14 protein-coding genes are annotated in these 14,903 nt (G+C 57.0%); 11 read left to right on the top strand and 3 right to left on the bottom strand.

What is annotated here, in order from left to right; genetic code table 11:
• Window position 1 precedes the first annotated feature (1 nt).
• Complete coding sequence (locus tag FJ543_RS06110) at window positions 2-463, bottom strand: hypothetical protein (protein WP_140874188.1); 462 nt, start codon at window positions 461-463, stop codon at window positions 2-4.
• A 28-nt stretch (window positions 464-491) separates the two neighbouring features.
• Here FJ543_RS06110 and FJ543_RS06105 point away from each other — a divergent pair, with 28 nt between their 5' ends.
• From FJ543_RS06105 to FJ543_RS06075, 7 genes are all read left to right on the top strand, one after another.
• On the top strand, window positions 492-2,780 hold the full coding sequence (locus FJ543_RS06105) for a hypothetical protein (RefSeq protein WP_140874186.1): 2,289 nt from the start codon (window positions 492-494) through the stop codon (window positions 2,778-2,780).
• Window positions 2,781-2,883: 103 nt separating this feature from the next.
• Window positions 2,884-3,402, top strand: coding sequence for a hypothetical protein (locus FJ543_RS31405; RefSeq protein WP_181173916.1), 519 nt, complete (start codon window positions 2,884-2,886; stop codon window positions 3,400-3,402).
• 103 nt (window positions 3,403-3,505) lie between these two features.
• The gene (locus FJ543_RS06095; protein WP_140874184.1) at window positions 3,506-4,072 is read left to right on the top strand and encodes a DUF2163 domain-containing protein; all 567 of its coding nucleotides are present in this window, start codon (window positions 3,506-3,508) and stop codon (window positions 4,070-4,072) included.
• Between the two features lie 20 nt (window positions 4,073-4,092).
• A complete protein-coding gene (locus FJ543_RS06090) occupies window positions 4,093-4,512 on the top strand; it encodes a hypothetical protein (RefSeq protein ID WP_140874182.1) in 420 nt (139 codons plus the stop codon).
• 25 nt (window positions 4,513-4,537) lie between these two features.
• Window positions 4,538-7,249: a hypothetical protein gene (locus FJ543_RS06085; protein WP_140874180.1), complete on the top strand. Its 2,712-nt coding sequence runs from the start codon at window positions 4,538-4,540 to the stop codon at window positions 7,247-7,249.
• A gap of 12 nt (window positions 7,250-7,261) precedes the next feature.
• Window positions 7,262-8,857: a hypothetical protein gene (locus FJ543_RS06080; RefSeq protein ID WP_140874178.1), complete on the top strand. Its 1,596-nt coding sequence runs from the start codon at window positions 7,262-7,264 to the stop codon at window positions 8,855-8,857.
• A 35-nt stretch (window positions 8,858-8,892) separates the two neighbouring features.
• Window positions 8,893-10,395 carry a hypothetical protein gene (locus FJ543_RS06075; RefSeq protein WP_140874176.1) on the top strand — a complete coding sequence of 501 codons (1,503 nt, stop codon included), beginning with the start codon at window positions 8,893-8,895 and terminating at the stop codon, window positions 10,393-10,395.
• Here FJ543_RS06075 and FJ543_RS06070 read toward each other — a convergent pair.
• Entirely contained in the window at window positions 10,341-11,381 is a 1,041-nt protein-coding gene (locus FJ543_RS06070; protein ID WP_140874174.1) for an acyltransferase, read from the bottom strand. The two genes, FJ543_RS06075 and FJ543_RS06070, sit on opposite strands and share 55 nt — an antisense overlap.
• Before the next feature lie 238 nt (window positions 11,382-11,619).
• Window positions 11,620-12,738 carry an acyltransferase gene (locus FJ543_RS06065; protein WP_181173915.1) on the bottom strand — a complete coding sequence of 373 codons (1,119 nt, stop codon included), beginning with the start codon at window positions 12,736-12,738 and terminating at the stop codon, window positions 11,620-11,622.
• Between the two features lie 203 nt (window positions 12,739-12,941).
• On the opposite strand from FJ543_RS06065, the gene FJ543_RS06060 reads away from it, so the two are divergent.
• From FJ543_RS06060 to FJ543_RS31400, 4 genes are all read left to right on the top strand, one after another.
• The gene (locus tag FJ543_RS06060; RefSeq protein WP_140874171.1) at window positions 12,942-13,163 is read left to right on the top strand and encodes a hypothetical protein; all 222 of its coding nucleotides are present in this window, start codon (window positions 12,942-12,944) and stop codon (window positions 13,161-13,163) included.
• Window positions 13,123-13,770 carry a glycoside hydrolase family protein gene (locus FJ543_RS06055; protein ID WP_246678820.1) on the top strand — a complete coding sequence of 216 codons (648 nt, stop codon included), beginning with the start codon at window positions 13,123-13,125 and terminating at the stop codon, window positions 13,768-13,770. The genes FJ543_RS06060 and FJ543_RS06055 overlap by 41 nt, the downstream gene beginning before the upstream one ends.
• A complete protein-coding gene (locus FJ543_RS06050; protein WP_140874167.1) occupies window positions 13,767-14,141 on the top strand; it encodes a hypothetical protein in 375 nt (124 codons plus the stop codon). The genes FJ543_RS06055 and FJ543_RS06050 overlap by 4 nt, the downstream gene beginning before the upstream one ends.
• Window positions 14,142-14,679: 538 nt before the next feature.
• On the top strand, window positions 14,680-14,841 hold the full coding sequence (locus FJ543_RS31400) for a hypothetical protein (protein WP_181173914.1): 162 nt from the start codon (window positions 14,680-14,682) through the stop codon (window positions 14,839-14,841).
• The last annotated feature ends 62 nt before the right edge of the window (window positions 14,842-14,903 follow it).

The raw sequence follows: 14,903 nt of genomic DNA, 5'->3' as shown, positions 1-14,903 counted from the left end.
TTCAATCGCTAGAGACCGCGCCCCGCAGCCATTCGAGGCTTGTCTTGCCATCTATCTTTACAAACAGATAGCTGATCGGATCTTTGCCGTAGGTGCTTTCGTATCTGCAGTCGGCATAGCCTCGCAGGACAGTACCGAACGAATTCGGAGCATCATATTCGATGGCGAGGCTGAGCGTCTGCGGCTGGATATTCTTGGCGTCAAAGCTCTTGAGGTGGAATTTGCGTACGCTTTCATCCTCTCGGCTGCCGTCTAGATAGGCGACGAACTCATCGCGCGTCATGTCCTTAGTATCGCGTACAATGCGCACGCGCTTGTATTGAGAAGGGGCTTTAAGCCGCTGCCTCAGCGCCTCCTCGCAGGACTTCGTTAAACCGTCATCGAAGTATCCCGTGCTGTACGCGAAAGCAGCGCCGCAAGCTGCGACCAGCGCCGCGCAGGCAATCCCCAAAAGCCACTTCATTGTACGCCCCCTGTAAGAAGGTTCCAGTATGTCAGACAGAGCCGATGACCTTCTTATTAGTGTTAGTACTGATCTTACTACCATCAAGCGGCAGTTAAAGCAACTCGGTCAGGATATAGGGCAAACTACTTCTGGGATCCAGAAGCAGTTTGATGGCCTTGGCAAAGGCATCGACCAATCCTTAAGCCCTGTGCAAAAGCGCATCAACGATATGATGGGCATTGCCAACGCCGGCGCCAAGCCGCTCAAGGAGTGGAAAGGCGCACTTGCTGATACTGCCAACGGCGTTGAAGATATTGGCAGGCGGGCGCTGCTTTCGCGTACCGGCATGATGGAGTTGCAAGCCTCTGGCGTCAACGCATTTCAGGCGCTTGCTGCTGGCATGGGGCCGCTGCGCGTTGCGCAGATGGAGGGTGCGCAGGTAATTGGCGCGCTTGTTCAGGGTACACAGGGTGGCCTGAACGGAATTAGCACTGCCGCCATCGGTCTTGTCACGAGATTTCCACTCGTAACGGCTGCCATTGCGGCCGCTACCGTCGCGTTCATCGCCTACGACGCGGTAGGCGGGACGAACATTCGTGACCTCGACGAGATCATCAAGAGCCATGAAGAAAATATCAAGCGCCTTGGGGATGCTTACGACGAGGTTGCCGGGAAGCAGAAAAAGTACGCGGCTGACACGGCCGGCACCGTAAACGCCCTAAACCGGGGAATCCAAAAGGAACTTTCGAATAAGCTTAGCGGCCAGGTCAAGGTAATCTTTGACGACCTGTACAAGTCCATAGGATCTGGCGGTGGCGGGCAAGGCGCGCTTCAGACCGTCCTCAAGTCTCAGTTTGAACCATTCCGCGCGGCGATTGAGAAGTTGGCCGAGGGTGCTAGGAACGGTGCACCGGACGTCAAAGCATTCCGGGATGAGGTTACGGCCATCGCGGCCGTTAATCCAAAGGGGCTTGATTCTGCCAGCGCCGCGCTTCTTGCGCTGTCCTCCGCTGCGTCTGATACGGCTGCGGCGATGCCGTCAGTTGATGCATCCGTATCCAGCGCGACTGACACGGTTAATGAGTTCAACCTGGCACTCGCCAATGTTGACTCGAAGCCAGTCCAAAAGGAGCTTCAAGACCTTTTCGACAAGGCTCGTGACGGTAAGGCCAGCCTTGACGACATCCACGACTCCTTGGCCGTTCTGGAGCAGGCTAATCCTGAATTCTCAGGCATTATTGCGGGCATTGGCAAGATCATCATTGCCGCTCGAAATGCCAGCGATGCGCTAAACAGCGTCTATGCGGGATCCGGAAACGGAAACGGGCGCCACGAAAGCCCGCAACGCGTGCCGGATGGCGTAGTTGTCCCGATACCTGAGTTTCCAAACAAGGAAGACCTCGGCCACGCGTCCGACAAGGCAGAGGAGGCTGCAGCACGCAGGGCCGCGGCTGCCCTGGCGCGGGCGAACCGCGCGCCAAAGAAGACCGCGGACGATCGCTTCGCAGAAGACATCCAGTCGATTAGAGACCGAACGGCAGCGCTAACTGAGGAATACAACTCCCTCGGCCTCTCTTTTGAAGCGCAGCAGAAGCGCAAGGTCAGTCTTGACCTAGAGCAGACCGCACTCAAACAGGTCCGCGAGGAAGCCCGAAAGAAGGGCGATGCCGACTGGCAAAACGCACAACTTACACCTGACCAAATTGCGAAGATCGATGCTGTTTCGGAGGCGTATGCGCGCCAGGCGGATGAGCTCCGCAAGGCGCAGGAGATGTACGACCTGCAAAAGGATGTACTCAAAGGCGCCTTTGACGATCTACGCTCAGCGCTAGATGACGGTAAGTTGGACTGGCAGGACTTCGGCAAAATTGCAGAAGATGTGCTAGATAAAATCATTGACAAGATCGAAAACGATCTGGTTGATGCAATTCTGCAGGCGTCTAGCACGGGCGGTGGCGGGTCAAGTGGTTTTCTCGGCAGCATCTTGGGCGCCGTCACTGGCGGCGGCTCTAGTGATCCTGGCATCATCGGCGCTCTCGGCCTACGTGCAAACGGCGGACCTGTTACGGCGGGCAAGCCATACATTGTTGGCGAGAAGCGACCGGAACTGTTCGTCCCCAATACGAGCGGAACTATCGTGCCGCGCGTACCCAGCATTAGCGCCGCGGGCAGCGGTTCCAATGTTGCGGTTAGCTTCGCGCCGCAAATAACCGTGCAGGGCGGCCAGGGCGATGCCGGCCAGCAAGTCACGGCGGCGTTGAAGGCTTACCAAAAAGACTTCACCAACAATGTTGTGAAGGCCATTCGCGACGCGAAAACTCGCGGGCTAACCTAAGAGGCCACAAATGGCAACAATCAGCCTACCAGCCGTTGGCTTCCTAGCTGCGTACCCACAGCTTACCGAGTCTGTGTCCGTGTCGCGCTCTGGCACACGCGCAATGGCCTTTGTCGAGTATGCGGATGCGTACTGGTCAATCAATATGAAAACCGTACCGCTGCGGGCTTCGGGGCGCCTCTTGGTTGAGGCGTTCCGCGATGCTTGCAGAGGCGGCCTGCAGACGGTGCTGTACACTCCGCAGCATATGTGTGTGCCGCAGGCGTATTGGGGGGATTCCGCCAATAGCAAGCTGGCGAACGATGGCAATCTGGTTTCGATCACCGGCAACAGCCTGGTCATCAACAGTGTCGACAACGGGCTGACGCTTGGCCCCGGCGACCTTATCTCCGCAACCACCGGCAGTTACAATTCGCTGTTCCGGGTGCAGGCAGGTGCAGTCGCGGCCAGCAATACGATGACGATCACGGTGGAGCCCACGGTTGCCGCCTACATCACGGCCGGCGCTGTTATCAAGTTCAAAAACCCGATCGCAAACATGCGCGTATTGCCAGGATCGTTCGACATCACGGACGATATCATGCCAAGCGCTTCATTTACACTTGTGGAGATTCCGAAGTGAGTGAACAAACCAAAACCGGCAAGATCACTAGCAAGGATGGCACGATGGTACTCGACTTAAGTGCGAGAACCATCACCTTCGTTTATCGTAGAGACCGCAATAGATGACATTCCCGACACGCCTTCAGGATGTGCTAACCGAAGGGCGAGCGGTCATCCGATCCGGCATCAAAATCGTTTGCACTACGGGCACCTACGGCTTCTGGAACGGTAAGGGCGATATCACCATTGACGGCCAGTTGTACTGGCCGAACGCTCTCATTACCATCTCCGAGCCTGTCTACGGCTTAGGCACGGCGGCATCGACGTTTACAGCGGAGCTCATCGCGAAGCGCGATAGCGGTCTGACGCCGGACAAACTGCTGTTGATCGAAAATGAAGGCTACAAAGACGCGCCGACAACGGTCTACGACTTCTACTTCGATCCTGACGACCGTTCATTCCTTTGGGCGGAGCCTGGCGCTTACGGCTTCATCGATACGATTGACCACTCGCGAGACGGCGGCGAAAGCAAGTTGATTGCCAACGTTCGCTCTGGCGCTATCGCTAACCACCGCGACGGCTACCGCACGGCAAGCCACGAGGATCAGCAACTGGTCTCGGCCGGCGACATGTTCTTCCAGTACGCGAGCAAGGTCAAGAACGAGACGTTCGACATCAAGTTCGACTAGCGACCTTCACAAGGATACCAATGCTTACCTTAAGCCGGTTGCCAGACTGGGACCGGCGCCTTGCGCGCATGGTCAACCATCACAACAAGACGCCAGGCGAGTGGGGCGTATCGGACTGCCTGCTAACCGTTATGGATGCGGTGATTGCTGTAACCGGCTTTGACCCTGCAGAGGACATACGGGGCGGTGTGTATAGCACCGCGGCTGGCGCTGCTCGCGTGCTACTAAAGCGCGGCCATGCGGACGTAGAGGCCGCTCTTGCGAGCCTGTTCCCGTCCGTCGCCAAGCTTATGGCGCAACGTGGCGACGTCGGCGTTGTCGAGCGCAATGGCACGCTCTCTTGCGGCTTTATGTGCGACCGCGGCTTCGCGGTCAAAGACGAACGCGGCCTGTCCTTCATACCGCAGTCAGACATCAAAACAGCATTCAAGGTCGGCTAACGGCCTTTACGGGGTGGGCTAGTGCATGGGCTTTCTAGTCCCGTTATTCACTACAGTCTTTAGCGCAGTCGGCCTTGGCGGCGTTGCTTCGTGGCTTGGTGGTTCGACCATCCTTGCCGGCCTGGCTCGCTTCGGTCTAGGGCTTGCCGCGAAGTATCTTATCGGCTCGCTAATTCCGAAGCCAAAGGCGCAGGCGCAGACATCGCAATTGCAGACGGCCTACGGCGAGGATTTGTCTCGCTCCGTGGCCTTCGGCAAAGTTGGCACTGCGGGCCATCTCGTCTACCGGAACGCTTACAGTTCCGGCAACAGACGCATTCAGGATGTCTACATCCTTTCCAATTTCCAGATCACAGGCATATCGCGCGTTCGCTATAAGGGTGTATGGGCAACCCTTGGCGGTATTGAGGACGCAACCAAGGGCTTCCGCATTCAGGGCATCGACTCCGAAGTGTGGGTCAAACTCTACAAGGGGACGATGACCCAGACGGCTGATGCCGGCCTGATCGCAAAGTCTAATCCGATAGGCCGCTGGACGTCTGCACATCGCGGCGCGGGCATTGCTTACGCCGTTGTCACGAACGTCCTTAACCGCGAGCACCTGACGACGCCGTGGGAGGCGTTCTTTGAAATCCAAGGTGCGCCGCTCTATGACTGGCGCAAGGATAGCTCTGTCGGCGGTTCCGGTTCGCATCGCTGGGCCGATCAGACCACTTGGGAGTTCACTGAAAATCCCGTCCTGATGCAATACGCGCTCGAGCGCGGCATCTTCAACGGCACTGAAATGATGGTCGGCAAGGGCGTCACGGCCTCCCGACTGCCGCTGGCCAATTGGACGCAAGCCGCTAATATCTGCGACGAAACCGTTGGTGCGGGCACGCGGTACTCGGCGGGCCTTATTCCTGCGGCCGGTGGCGGTGTCACGCACGACCAGAATATGCACCCATTGCTTGAGGCGTGCGCCGCAACGTGGGTTGAGGATGCTTCCGGAGAGTATCCGATTGTAGGCGCCGCTCAGTCGACGGTGATGACGTTCACCGATGACGACATCATGATTGACGAGCCGTTTCGGTTCTCCGTCAAGCGCACCAAATCCGAGCTCATCAACACGCTTGCCGGCACCTATTTCGAGCCGGACAACTTCTATGAACAGACTCCATTCGCGGTACGCATTGATGCGGCCGCACTGGCCGAGGACGGAGAGCGGCTAGCCGTCTCCATCCCGTACGATGCGGTGAATCGCTCTGACGTCGCAGATCGGCTGGCGGATATTGCCTTCAAGGCAAGTCGCTACCAGGGCAACGGTGAAATCTGCGTCCATCCCAAGTTCTTGGCTGATGCGCAAGTTGGCCGCTGGGTGGAATGGGATTCTGCCGCCTACGGAACGCGCACGTTCCAGATCATGGAAAAGCGTCTTGGGCCGTTTGGCGAGAAGGCCACCCGCAACGTCTATCTGACGCTGCAGGAAGTCAGCACAGGCATTTTCGACGGTACGGCATACGTTACGGTGCCTACCGATGCGAGTACGCCCGGTGATCCTGATTATGCTTCGTCTGCGTCAGGATTTGTTGCCACCGGCATTCAAATCAAGGTTGACGGCTCGACCGACCGCAAGACCGGAATTCGCTTCCAGTGGGATGCGTTTGATGATGTGACCGTTGCAGCAGTCGATGTCGAGTATCGCCCGGAGGCGGTTGGCGTCACGGTTTCGATTGCCAACCCGGCAGTCGTCACTTGGCCTAACCATGGGCTTGCCGCCAACGACTTGTTCTACCTGGCCACGACTGGTGCACTGCCTACCGGGATGACGCCCGACAGCCCTATGTACGTGCTGACAGTTCTGACGTCCGGAACATTCACGGCATCGTTGATGCCAGGTGGACCGGCCATTGTCACGACGGGCACGCAGTCTGGTATCCAGAGCGGCTATGTCGCCAGCATCGTGAAGCGGGCAGAGATGCCCGTGCAGGTGCTTACGGTCTCGGAAGGCGTTCTGCCCACCAAGACCTACGAGTATCGTCACAGGATCATCACCAGCCCGCCACGCACGACGTTCTTTTCAGCATGGTTCGAAGTTTCGACGCCAGCCGAAGTGTTCAACGTGTCGGTCGACCTGGCGCAGACGCAGCAGGATATCAGGGACTTTCTGTCCGCTCTGAGTTTGGGTTTGCAGGACGTTCGCGACAAACTTGCACAGGTTGCGGCCTCGGCGATCGATGCCGGCGGCAGGCAGGCGCAAGACAACTCGGTTGCGGTGCGGACGAACAGGGCGAATGCTGCGGCGTTAACTTCGCTGACAGCAGAGATAACTGACCTCGATGGCCAAATCACAGCCGTAGCAAGCGCTGTGACGGCAGTGCAGGCGTCAGTCGACACAGTGTCGGCCGATGGCTTGTTCCAGATTGTGGCAACGGCCGGAACTGGTGATGTCGTATCGCGAATGGTTGCGCAAGTTCGCGCCTCCATTGGCTCTACGTGGGTCGATGCGGGGTGGGTGATTGAGGCCGGATTTACCGGAGGAAATCCTGCGGCGCCGTTCTCCAACTTCATTGTCAATGCCGGCAAGTTCGTTGTCACTGACGGTACGAACACAGGCACTCCGCTGACATTCTCTGGCGGCACGCTGAAGTCTCTGGTGGCCAACATTGGCACTGTAACAGCCGGTCTTCTGCAGAGCGCGGATGGTTCCGTGAAGCTTGATTTGAACAACGGCTTCTTCTCTATAGCCGTCCCGTAAAGCGGAGCGCAAATGCCAAAACTAGCGATTGGGCGGAGGGGCAGCGTCCCCTTCGCCAAAATCATGGCTGTGAACACCGACGATCCCCAAACCACGGCGAATACAGACACTGGTAAGTTTTATTTTAATTCGGAATACCAGAAGGTCGGGTATATCCGCGATATCTTCATTGTGGAACCGGATTTTACAGCTTATCCACCTACGGGAAGCAATATCAATCCAACAGAATATTACTATCCATCGGGCAGCGGTCCAACAAATTGCCAAATATTGATCCAATCATTCACAGCAAGCGGTGTCGCTTTTCAAAGATGGTGTTTCTTTTTAGAATATTTTACTGCCGCATATGGTTTTACGTTTTTACCGTTGGTAGAAATGAGACCAACTATCAACTTTACAACAAATCAGTTCAAAGGCCCGCACGTTGATATTGGTAATTCCGGTAATCCCAACGGAAACACGTCATCGTATTTGAGCTACGATAGCCTGACGAATAGGGTGCTCAACACTGGCTCAAACACAACATCGGGAGGTCCATTCAATAGACCGTCAATTCCCGCATTTGTTTCAAATTCCGGTTCGAGTAGTTCTGTGCGCCGCGTCTTAGCTACGGTCTTCGATCTGCCGATGCATGATGAAACTATCCCTGATAATTCCTTAACGCCAGTCTCCGGGCAGGAAGTCGTGCGAATCGACAAGGTATCTCCCGGCATTGCTCGGGTGGCTATGGCCGGTCGAACTGTAACGGATGTTGATGCCAGCCACTACATACTGCATGAGGATAGAATTCCGGCCAAAGTAATGGCCACCGGCACCATTACAGTTGGCGCGCTAGCAACTGCGGTCATAACAACGCGCCTTCCGCTTACCGAACTAACATATATGGACTACCTCGTTAAGAAGTCCACCGAAAGCACCTACTGGTCGCCTCCGTTCATAGACAACATATTCGCCAACGCTAACGATTTCTCCTATACCGTATCCGGCAGCACGGTTACAATCGTAAGTAACAGCAACTTTTCCATGGATATCGTCTACGTCATCTACGCTGACAGCGGTGAGGCACCGACGACTGGCGGCAAGAAGATACTCCTGAAGGGCAATGATGGCATTGGTGATTATGTCCAAGTGAAGCGGCCTGGTTCGTCCGACTTGGGGCCGAATCTCAATGACATAATGCTCGATACGAGATTGACCTATCTGCCCATACTGGCGGAGGGTTTTCTTGCCTGGACGACTGATTTCCCCACGGTGATATCCGGAAGCGATCTATTCAAAGGCGTTCGCAAAGCGACGATCGCAGTCCCTAACCCGAATGGTCTTTTGCTGTTTCCGAAAATTGGTGCGATTTACAATCCGCCTTCAAATCATTCTGCATTTAATGAACCATCGGCGATATGGGGACAACATAGAGTTTTTACCAACAATGCAACATGGGCGGGAAAAGCAGCCGGTTATTCAACATGGGCGAATCCAACGTCTTTAACAAGCGTTGATCTCTACGCATCGGGCAATAATCCTTGGACCATTCAACCAAGCGCGTCCTTCTATGATTCTCAGTTGAAGGGCGCCCGCTACTACATCTTCGGCATACCGCAGTCGCTGTAGCAGCGCGGCCAGCACAATCCCGCAAGGAAGCATAAATGACCATCTACACAACCGGCACCGTCACGGTGTCGAATGGCAGCGCTGTGGTTACGGGCAGCGGCACGGCCTGGGCTATTGGCCTTGTAACTGGCGGCATGTTATCTAGCGAAGGTGTATCTATCCCGATTGCCTCGGTGACGGACGACACGCATCTTACGCTGGCCTATGTGTGGCCCGGCACCACGGCGGCCGGTGCGGCTTATGCGATCCAGCGCGACAATTCCGACGCGGCTAGCGTGGTCGACCTTTACGATAAGCTTAGTCGCGTGCTTGTCACGCTCAGCCTGGCCGGCATTACACCAGACAACTCGGGCACGCTGGCCAAGCGTAATGCCCTCACGCTTGCCGCGGCAAACGACAACTATCTGTTCCTGCATGCCGAGCTTGGCGTGGCCTTCGCATTCTATAGATGGGACGGACCATCGCTGTCGTGGATAGGGCCTTTTGCGGTTGCTAATGCGGTTGCGTCTGGTGGCGTGACCAGCCTTGTGGCTGGATTGAACGTCACTATCGACAGCACCAATCCCGACATCCCGGTTATCTCGGCAAGCGGGACACCGATGGAAACGGCTATCCACGCTGCTACGAGCAAGACTACGCCGGTCGACGCCGACGAGCTTGGCATCGCGGACAGCGCAGCCACGTTCGGGCTCAAGAAGCTTACATGGGCGAACGTTAAGGCGACGCTGAAGAGCTATTTTGATACGCTCTATACGAGCACGACCTTGGCGCGTCGTGAAGTCCTGACCGCCAATAGAACCTACTTTGTTTTAACGACCGGTTCAGACAGCAACACGGGCCTAGTCAATAGTGCCGGAGGGGCCTTCGCCAGCATTCAGAAGGCGATTGACGTCGCGAGCGCGCTCGACCTGTCCATATACGCGGTGACGATTCAGTGCGGCACTGGCACGGGCGGAACAACCGCGCTCAATCTGAAAAGCTTTGTCGGCGCCGGACCTATCACGCTACAGGGCGATACGGTCACGCCGTCCAACGTAACGATTGCCGCAACCAGCGCAAACCCGATCAGCGCTGCGAACGTGCGCGGCAAATGGATCGTTACTGGTTTCAAAGTTACCGCTGCGACAAGCGGATACGGGATTAACGTAACTTCATCGCAAGTTGATATCGGTGTGATTGATTTTGGGGCTTGTGCAACCGCTCATATCAATGTGGAACAAGGCGCAATCGCTACGTTCCTGAATAACTACACCATTTCCGGAGCATCAACGCGACATTGGTTCGTAACAAGCGGCGCGCTAATCCAATGCGTCAGCAAAACAGTCACGCTCACCGGGACGCCGGCCTTTTCGTCTGGCTTCCTTATTGCAAGCAACGCGGGCGGCGCACTCATAAGCGGGAACACTTTCACCGGATCGGCTACCGGAACGCGTTACGTCGTCTCGTTCAATTCATGGGCCAACGTTGCCGGTGCTGGTGCGTCCTATCTTCCGGGCAACGCAGCTGGTTCGACCGCGACTGGCGGCCAGTATGCTTGATCGAGTTTCGCAGTTTTTGCGAGCGGTCGCCAATATCTCACGTATAGCCACTGCTCCAGGCGGCCAAACGCCAGGCCGCCTACCAGCCCTGTGCACAGCATGACGCTAATCATTGCCCAAAAAGGCCAACCTGGTGCCCAGCTATAGATCGCTGCGATGATGGACATGTGCGCCAGGTAAAGCCCGTAAGAGTAGTCCCCCGCCTTGGCCAGCCATGCCGGCACCAGGACTGCGTCTGCCTTCATGGCAACGAACACCGCTGACGCGCACAGGACGGCCAACCCAAGATAGCTGCCGCTCCATGCGTTTGCGTAGACGGTCATGACGGAAGTCAGAACCAGCAGAGCAAAAAACGGACCCCAGTCCTTCGTCATTATTCCCGACGCCATCACGTAGCCAATGACGAAAAATAGGTTCACGCTAGCAAAAGGTATCTGCGCCGCAGTCGGACTGGCCGCAGGAACTGAAATTCCCGCTGCGCCTGCAGCCAGGATCACTGCGCCCCAGCCAACCGCTAGCCACATCCTGATTTGGTGAGACGTCCGGCAAAGCATGGCTAGCCAAAGCAGGAAGTAGAACTGCATTTCGTAGATCAGCGTCCAATAGGGGACATTGAAGGTAGAATTGAGTGTTCCGGTTGGCATCAGCAGCAGGGAAGGGTCCGGCGTGATCTGAGGGGGTATCCCGGCGATCCAGAGTACGACAAAGGCGAAGACAAGAGCGAGAAAAAACGCCGGGTATATCCTTGTCAGGCGCGACATGGCGAAAGCTCTTGGACCTTCCCTGGTCGTGGCCAGCGCCATGACCGCGCCTGAAATGACGAAGAAGATGAAAACGCCGGTAACGCCAAGTTGTAGGCGCAGGAAACTTTTAGAGTCAGTGCCAGTAGATAGGTACGCAAAATACCCTGCATGCTGAGCGACCACCAAGGTAGCTGCAATAGCGCGCAGACCCTGCAGGCCCGCGAAGGTCTTCTTGATTGTCATTTGCTGCCCCGCCCCGGCGCGCCGATCCGCGCGCCGTTATTCAGGGCGATACTTCGCTTGGAAATGTTGGATGTCAATCGAACATGGCAAGCAGTCAACAGGTCTGCCAGCACATTCAATTCTGCGCGTGGCTTTGCGGGCACACGATGATCATCCCAACGCGACTATGCGCTACAACCGAAGAGGATGCCGGCCCCCTTGTTGCCTGGAAGGAAGGGGACTCAGGCCTCGCGGTTCGCTAAGCCGCAGCGGGCGCGACCCGTTGGCGCATTGTAAGTAGGCGCCGCGCCTTCTCACCAATTGCCATGCCAGGAACTTCGACCGCAAGGTGGGTAATCCAAGCCAAAACTATGGCGATTCCGACCGACACCACACTGTAGACCGCAAAAAGCGAAAAGGGATCGATCCCCATCGCCCTCACTCCCAACTTCACCGCAATCAGTGCGCCCGCTAGGTGAAGTAGGTAGAATGGATAGCTGACCCTACCGAGGAAGTGGGCAAACGAGTTCGATGTCAGCCACATGGAGTTGCGGGCGACATATGCGACAACGCAGAAAGCTCCGGCCATTTGCCAGCAGCGCATTGCGAAACCCGGGCCGAGCAGGAAATCAGCGGTCATCAGTGCGACAAGACCGAAGATCGCGGTAACGCGGTTGATGGCGACGGCCGGTAGGTCGTCGACGATCGCGCCCAAGGCAAACGCGCTCATGAACAGCGGAATCGGGCGATGGTCGAAGTAGGAAACCGCGAAGGTAGCGGCGAGCAGTCCAAGAAACAGCACCGGGTGTATTCGCTTGCCTGTCGCGGCAGCGTAAACCCATAAGCTTCCCCAAGCCTCGATCTGCAGGGTCCAAAGCACTCCGTTGAGCGACGTATCATAAAGAACCGCCGCCCCTAGGATCTGCGCCCATGTGCTTGCCGGCGTCAAAAAACCAATGATGAGCGCCGAAGCTGCAGCCACAGGAACCAAGCGGAAAAATCTCCGAGCAACATAGGGAATCACACCATCGTCGCGATTGCGGAGCGATCGGGTGAGCACCAGGCCGGATAGCACAAAGAATACGATGACCGCGGCGTCAGCGTGAAAGAGGATGTGCAGTAGCCGGAACACCGCATCCTGTAGCGTCGCGCCCCGTGCGGTGGCAAACGTCATTCGATAGGCAGGGCCAAGACCGCCTATAGCTGTGGCGCAATGCCCAATTGCGACACTGAGCGCTGCGAGGCCGCGAAGGCCATCAAGATCGTAATTTCGAAGTGCCGCCATCTCGCGCGCCATAGCACGTGGTGGGTCAAGCCTCAACCTATCAAGCGAAACCAGTTCGTCCGCCCGCTGACAACCTTCGTCATCCGTATCCATTCCCCTGATCTCGGCTCTCGGCCAAGCCCAGCCTATACGGCCCAAGCGTCGCCGCCACCAAAGGATTCGGCCTGAACATCGGCGCGCTTCACGGCCACGCCGTCGCGCATCGTCTCGACTGAGAAAATGAAAATTATGGGTCCGCTCTCCGGTGCCCACCATAGCCAAGATCCTAAACCGAAAAACAACTCCAAGGGCAAGCGATGAAACTAATCCCCGACATCGAGCGGGTGCTTAAGCGCGCCTGGTCGCTGCGGCTTATCGAGCTAGCGGCGGCCGTCGACATCATCCTGAACACAGTTCCGTCAATGGACTTTCTGCCGTGGTGGCTGACCGCGCTGCTGCTTGGCGGAGCTTGGACGGCGCGGCTGTTGGTGCAGCCAGATGGCGAAACCACAAAGGAAACCGCCAATGCCCATAAATAAGATTCTGTCCACCAAGCGCGGCAAGGCGGCCATTGCAGCGGCGATCGTTGCTGCTGCGGCTGGCGGGTGGCACAGCTACAAGGACAGCACGCCAGAAACCCTGCCTCCTGCTGTCATCCTTGCGACCGACAAACTTATCCTTCCCTGGGAGGGAATGGTGCTGATGTCGCATTGGGATCGGTTCGCCAAGATATACGACATCTGCGGTGGCCTTACGCGCATTAACGGCAAGCCAGTCGGCCCGAATATGTCGTTCACGCGTTCGCAGTGCGAGCAGATGACCGGTGAGCAGATCTATCACGACTACTATCTGCCGCTGGTTCGCGAGGTGCCTGGCTTTACCAACTTCCCAGTTGGCGTCCAGGCCGCGATGCTTTCCGGCGCCTACAATTTCGGCGTTGGCTCGGTCAAGTCGCACAAAGGCATGGCCGGCTCGACGGCAACCCGTTTGCACATGGCCGGTGAATACCGCAAGGGGTGCGAAGCACAGACGGCTTTCAAAAAGGCTGGCGGCGTCGTTGTCGACGGACTGGTGAAGCGCCGTGAAATGGGCGACGCACAGCGCCTAGGCGAAGCTGAGGTCTGTGTATCGGGGTTGCCGTCATGAAATGGCTTAACCTAATCACAGGCGGCTACGCTTCGCTAATCGCTTATGGCATCGCCGCGGCACTAATCGTGGCGGCCTTTGGCTACACCTACCACTTGGGCAGCGCGCACACCGCAGCCGCTTGGCAACTGAAGTACGACCAACGCGAAGTTGCCATCGCCAAGGCGACCAACGCTGAAATCAGCCGCCAGGCACAGGCCAATGCGCAAGCCAAGTCGCTCGAGGCACAAAGGATTGCCGAACTCGAGACCGCCAACCAAGCGCTAGAACAACTTATCAAGGAAAAATCAGATGAAGCGAACGCTGACCCTGACCGCGATCGCGTTAGCCTGTCTGATGGCAGCGGGATGCGTATCGACGCAATCCATTAGCACTGCGCTGCCACCTTTGCTTGCGGATCCGGATGCGCGATTGGTTGCGGCGTGCCTTGGCCCGGTTCGCCTACCGAGGGGGCAGTTGGTGCAGAAAGACGTCGAGCGGCTTTGGATTTCCGACCGCAAGGCGCTGATCCAGTGCGGACGGCTGCATAGGGCGCTGCGCGATTTTTACCACCACAGGGATGCGCAGTTGCGGAGTAGGAAGAAGTGATCGACGAACGCCTGACAACTGGTGTTGCCGCCGCAGCCACGACAAATGTCCTTTGGCTTCCGTACATACAAGACGGCGCCTCACTCACGCTTACCGTCCTCGGTATAGTGTGGCTTACCGTTCAGATTTATTACAAAATATTCAAGGGCAAGTAGGGGGTAGGCGGCGCGGTGGCGTCGCCATTGAAGGCGATCCAGAACCTCGCCGCGAACGCGGTTCAGAGGCTGTAATTGAACTGGTGCTGCCAGCGGGCCGTGAACACCGCACGCGCATGGAACCGGCTGTCACCGATCTGCGCGGCAACACCGTGGCGCGTGCCGAATGGATGGAACGCAACCCGCTTCGGATCAGCAGGCTACAGAATTCACCCGCCGGCTGGACGAGCTTCGGCAGGACTTCGGCGCGGTGTATGGCACGCGGGACGTGATCCAAGACATGAAGCGGGAGATCGACGAGTTGCGACGGAAAGCGCCGCCAGCGTGATCGCAATGAAACACGCGGAGTTGAGCCCATGATGGTTGATCCCAACACAATTCACACCGCGC

It is taken from the genome of Mesorhizobium sp. B2-5-7, from assembly GCF_006440875.1.
Classification (GTDB): Bacteria; Pseudomonadota; Alphaproteobacteria; order Rhizobiales; family Rhizobiaceae; genus Mesorhizobium; species Mesorhizobium australicum.
The sequence above is the reverse complement of the archived record's forward strand: the minus strand, read 5'-3'. Positions and strand labels throughout refer to the sequence as shown.

Bases quoted from the DNA above. Each gene is read 5' to 3' on its own strand.
- FJ543_RS06110 (WP_140874188.1), bottom strand. From the start codon at position 463: ATGAAGTGGCTTTTGGGGATTGCCTGCGCGGCGCTGGTCGCAGCTTGC.
- FJ543_RS06105 (WP_140874186.1), top strand. From the start codon at position 492: ATGTCAGACAGAGCCGATGACCTTCTTATTAGTGTTAGTACTGATCTT.
- FJ543_RS31405 (WP_181173916.1), top strand. From the start codon at position 2,884: ATGGCCTTTGTCGAGTATGCGGATGCGTACTGGTCAATCAATATGAAA.
- FJ543_RS06095 (WP_140874184.1), top strand. From the start codon at position 3,506: ATGACATTCCCGACACGCCTTCAGGATGTGCTAACCGAAGGGCGAGCG.
- FJ543_RS06090 (WP_140874182.1), top strand. From the start codon at position 4,093: ATGCTTACCTTAAGCCGGTTGCCAGACTGGGACCGGCGCCTTGCGCGC.
- FJ543_RS06085 (WP_140874180.1), top strand. From the start codon at position 4,538: ATGGGCTTTCTAGTCCCGTTATTCACTACAGTCTTTAGCGCAGTCGGC.
- FJ543_RS06080 (WP_140874178.1), top strand. From the start codon at position 7,262: ATGCCAAAACTAGCGATTGGGCGGAGGGGCAGCGTCCCCTTCGCCAAA.
- FJ543_RS06075 (WP_140874176.1), top strand. From the start codon at position 8,893: ATGACCATCTACACAACCGGCACCGTCACGGTGTCGAATGGCAGCGCT.
- FJ543_RS06070 (WP_140874174.1), bottom strand. From the start codon at position 11,381: ATGACAATCAAGAAGACCTTCGCGGGCCTGCAGGGTCTGCGCGCTATT.
- FJ543_RS06065 (WP_181173915.1), bottom strand. From the start codon at position 12,738: ATGGATACGGATGACGAAGGTTGTCAGCGGGCGGACGAACTGGTTTCG.
- FJ543_RS06060 (WP_140874171.1), top strand. From the start codon at position 12,942: ATGAAACTAATCCCCGACATCGAGCGGGTGCTTAAGCGCGCCTGGTCG.
- FJ543_RS06055 (WP_246678820.1), top strand. From the start codon at position 13,123: ATGGCGAAACCACAAAGGAAACCGCCAATGCCCATAAATAAGATTCTG.
- FJ543_RS06050 (WP_140874167.1), top strand. From the start codon at position 13,767: ATGAAATGGCTTAACCTAATCACAGGCGGCTACGCTTCGCTAATCGCT.
- FJ543_RS31400 (WP_181173914.1), top strand. From the start codon at position 14,680: ATGGATGGAACGCAACCCGCTTCGGATCAGCAGGCTACAGAATTCACC.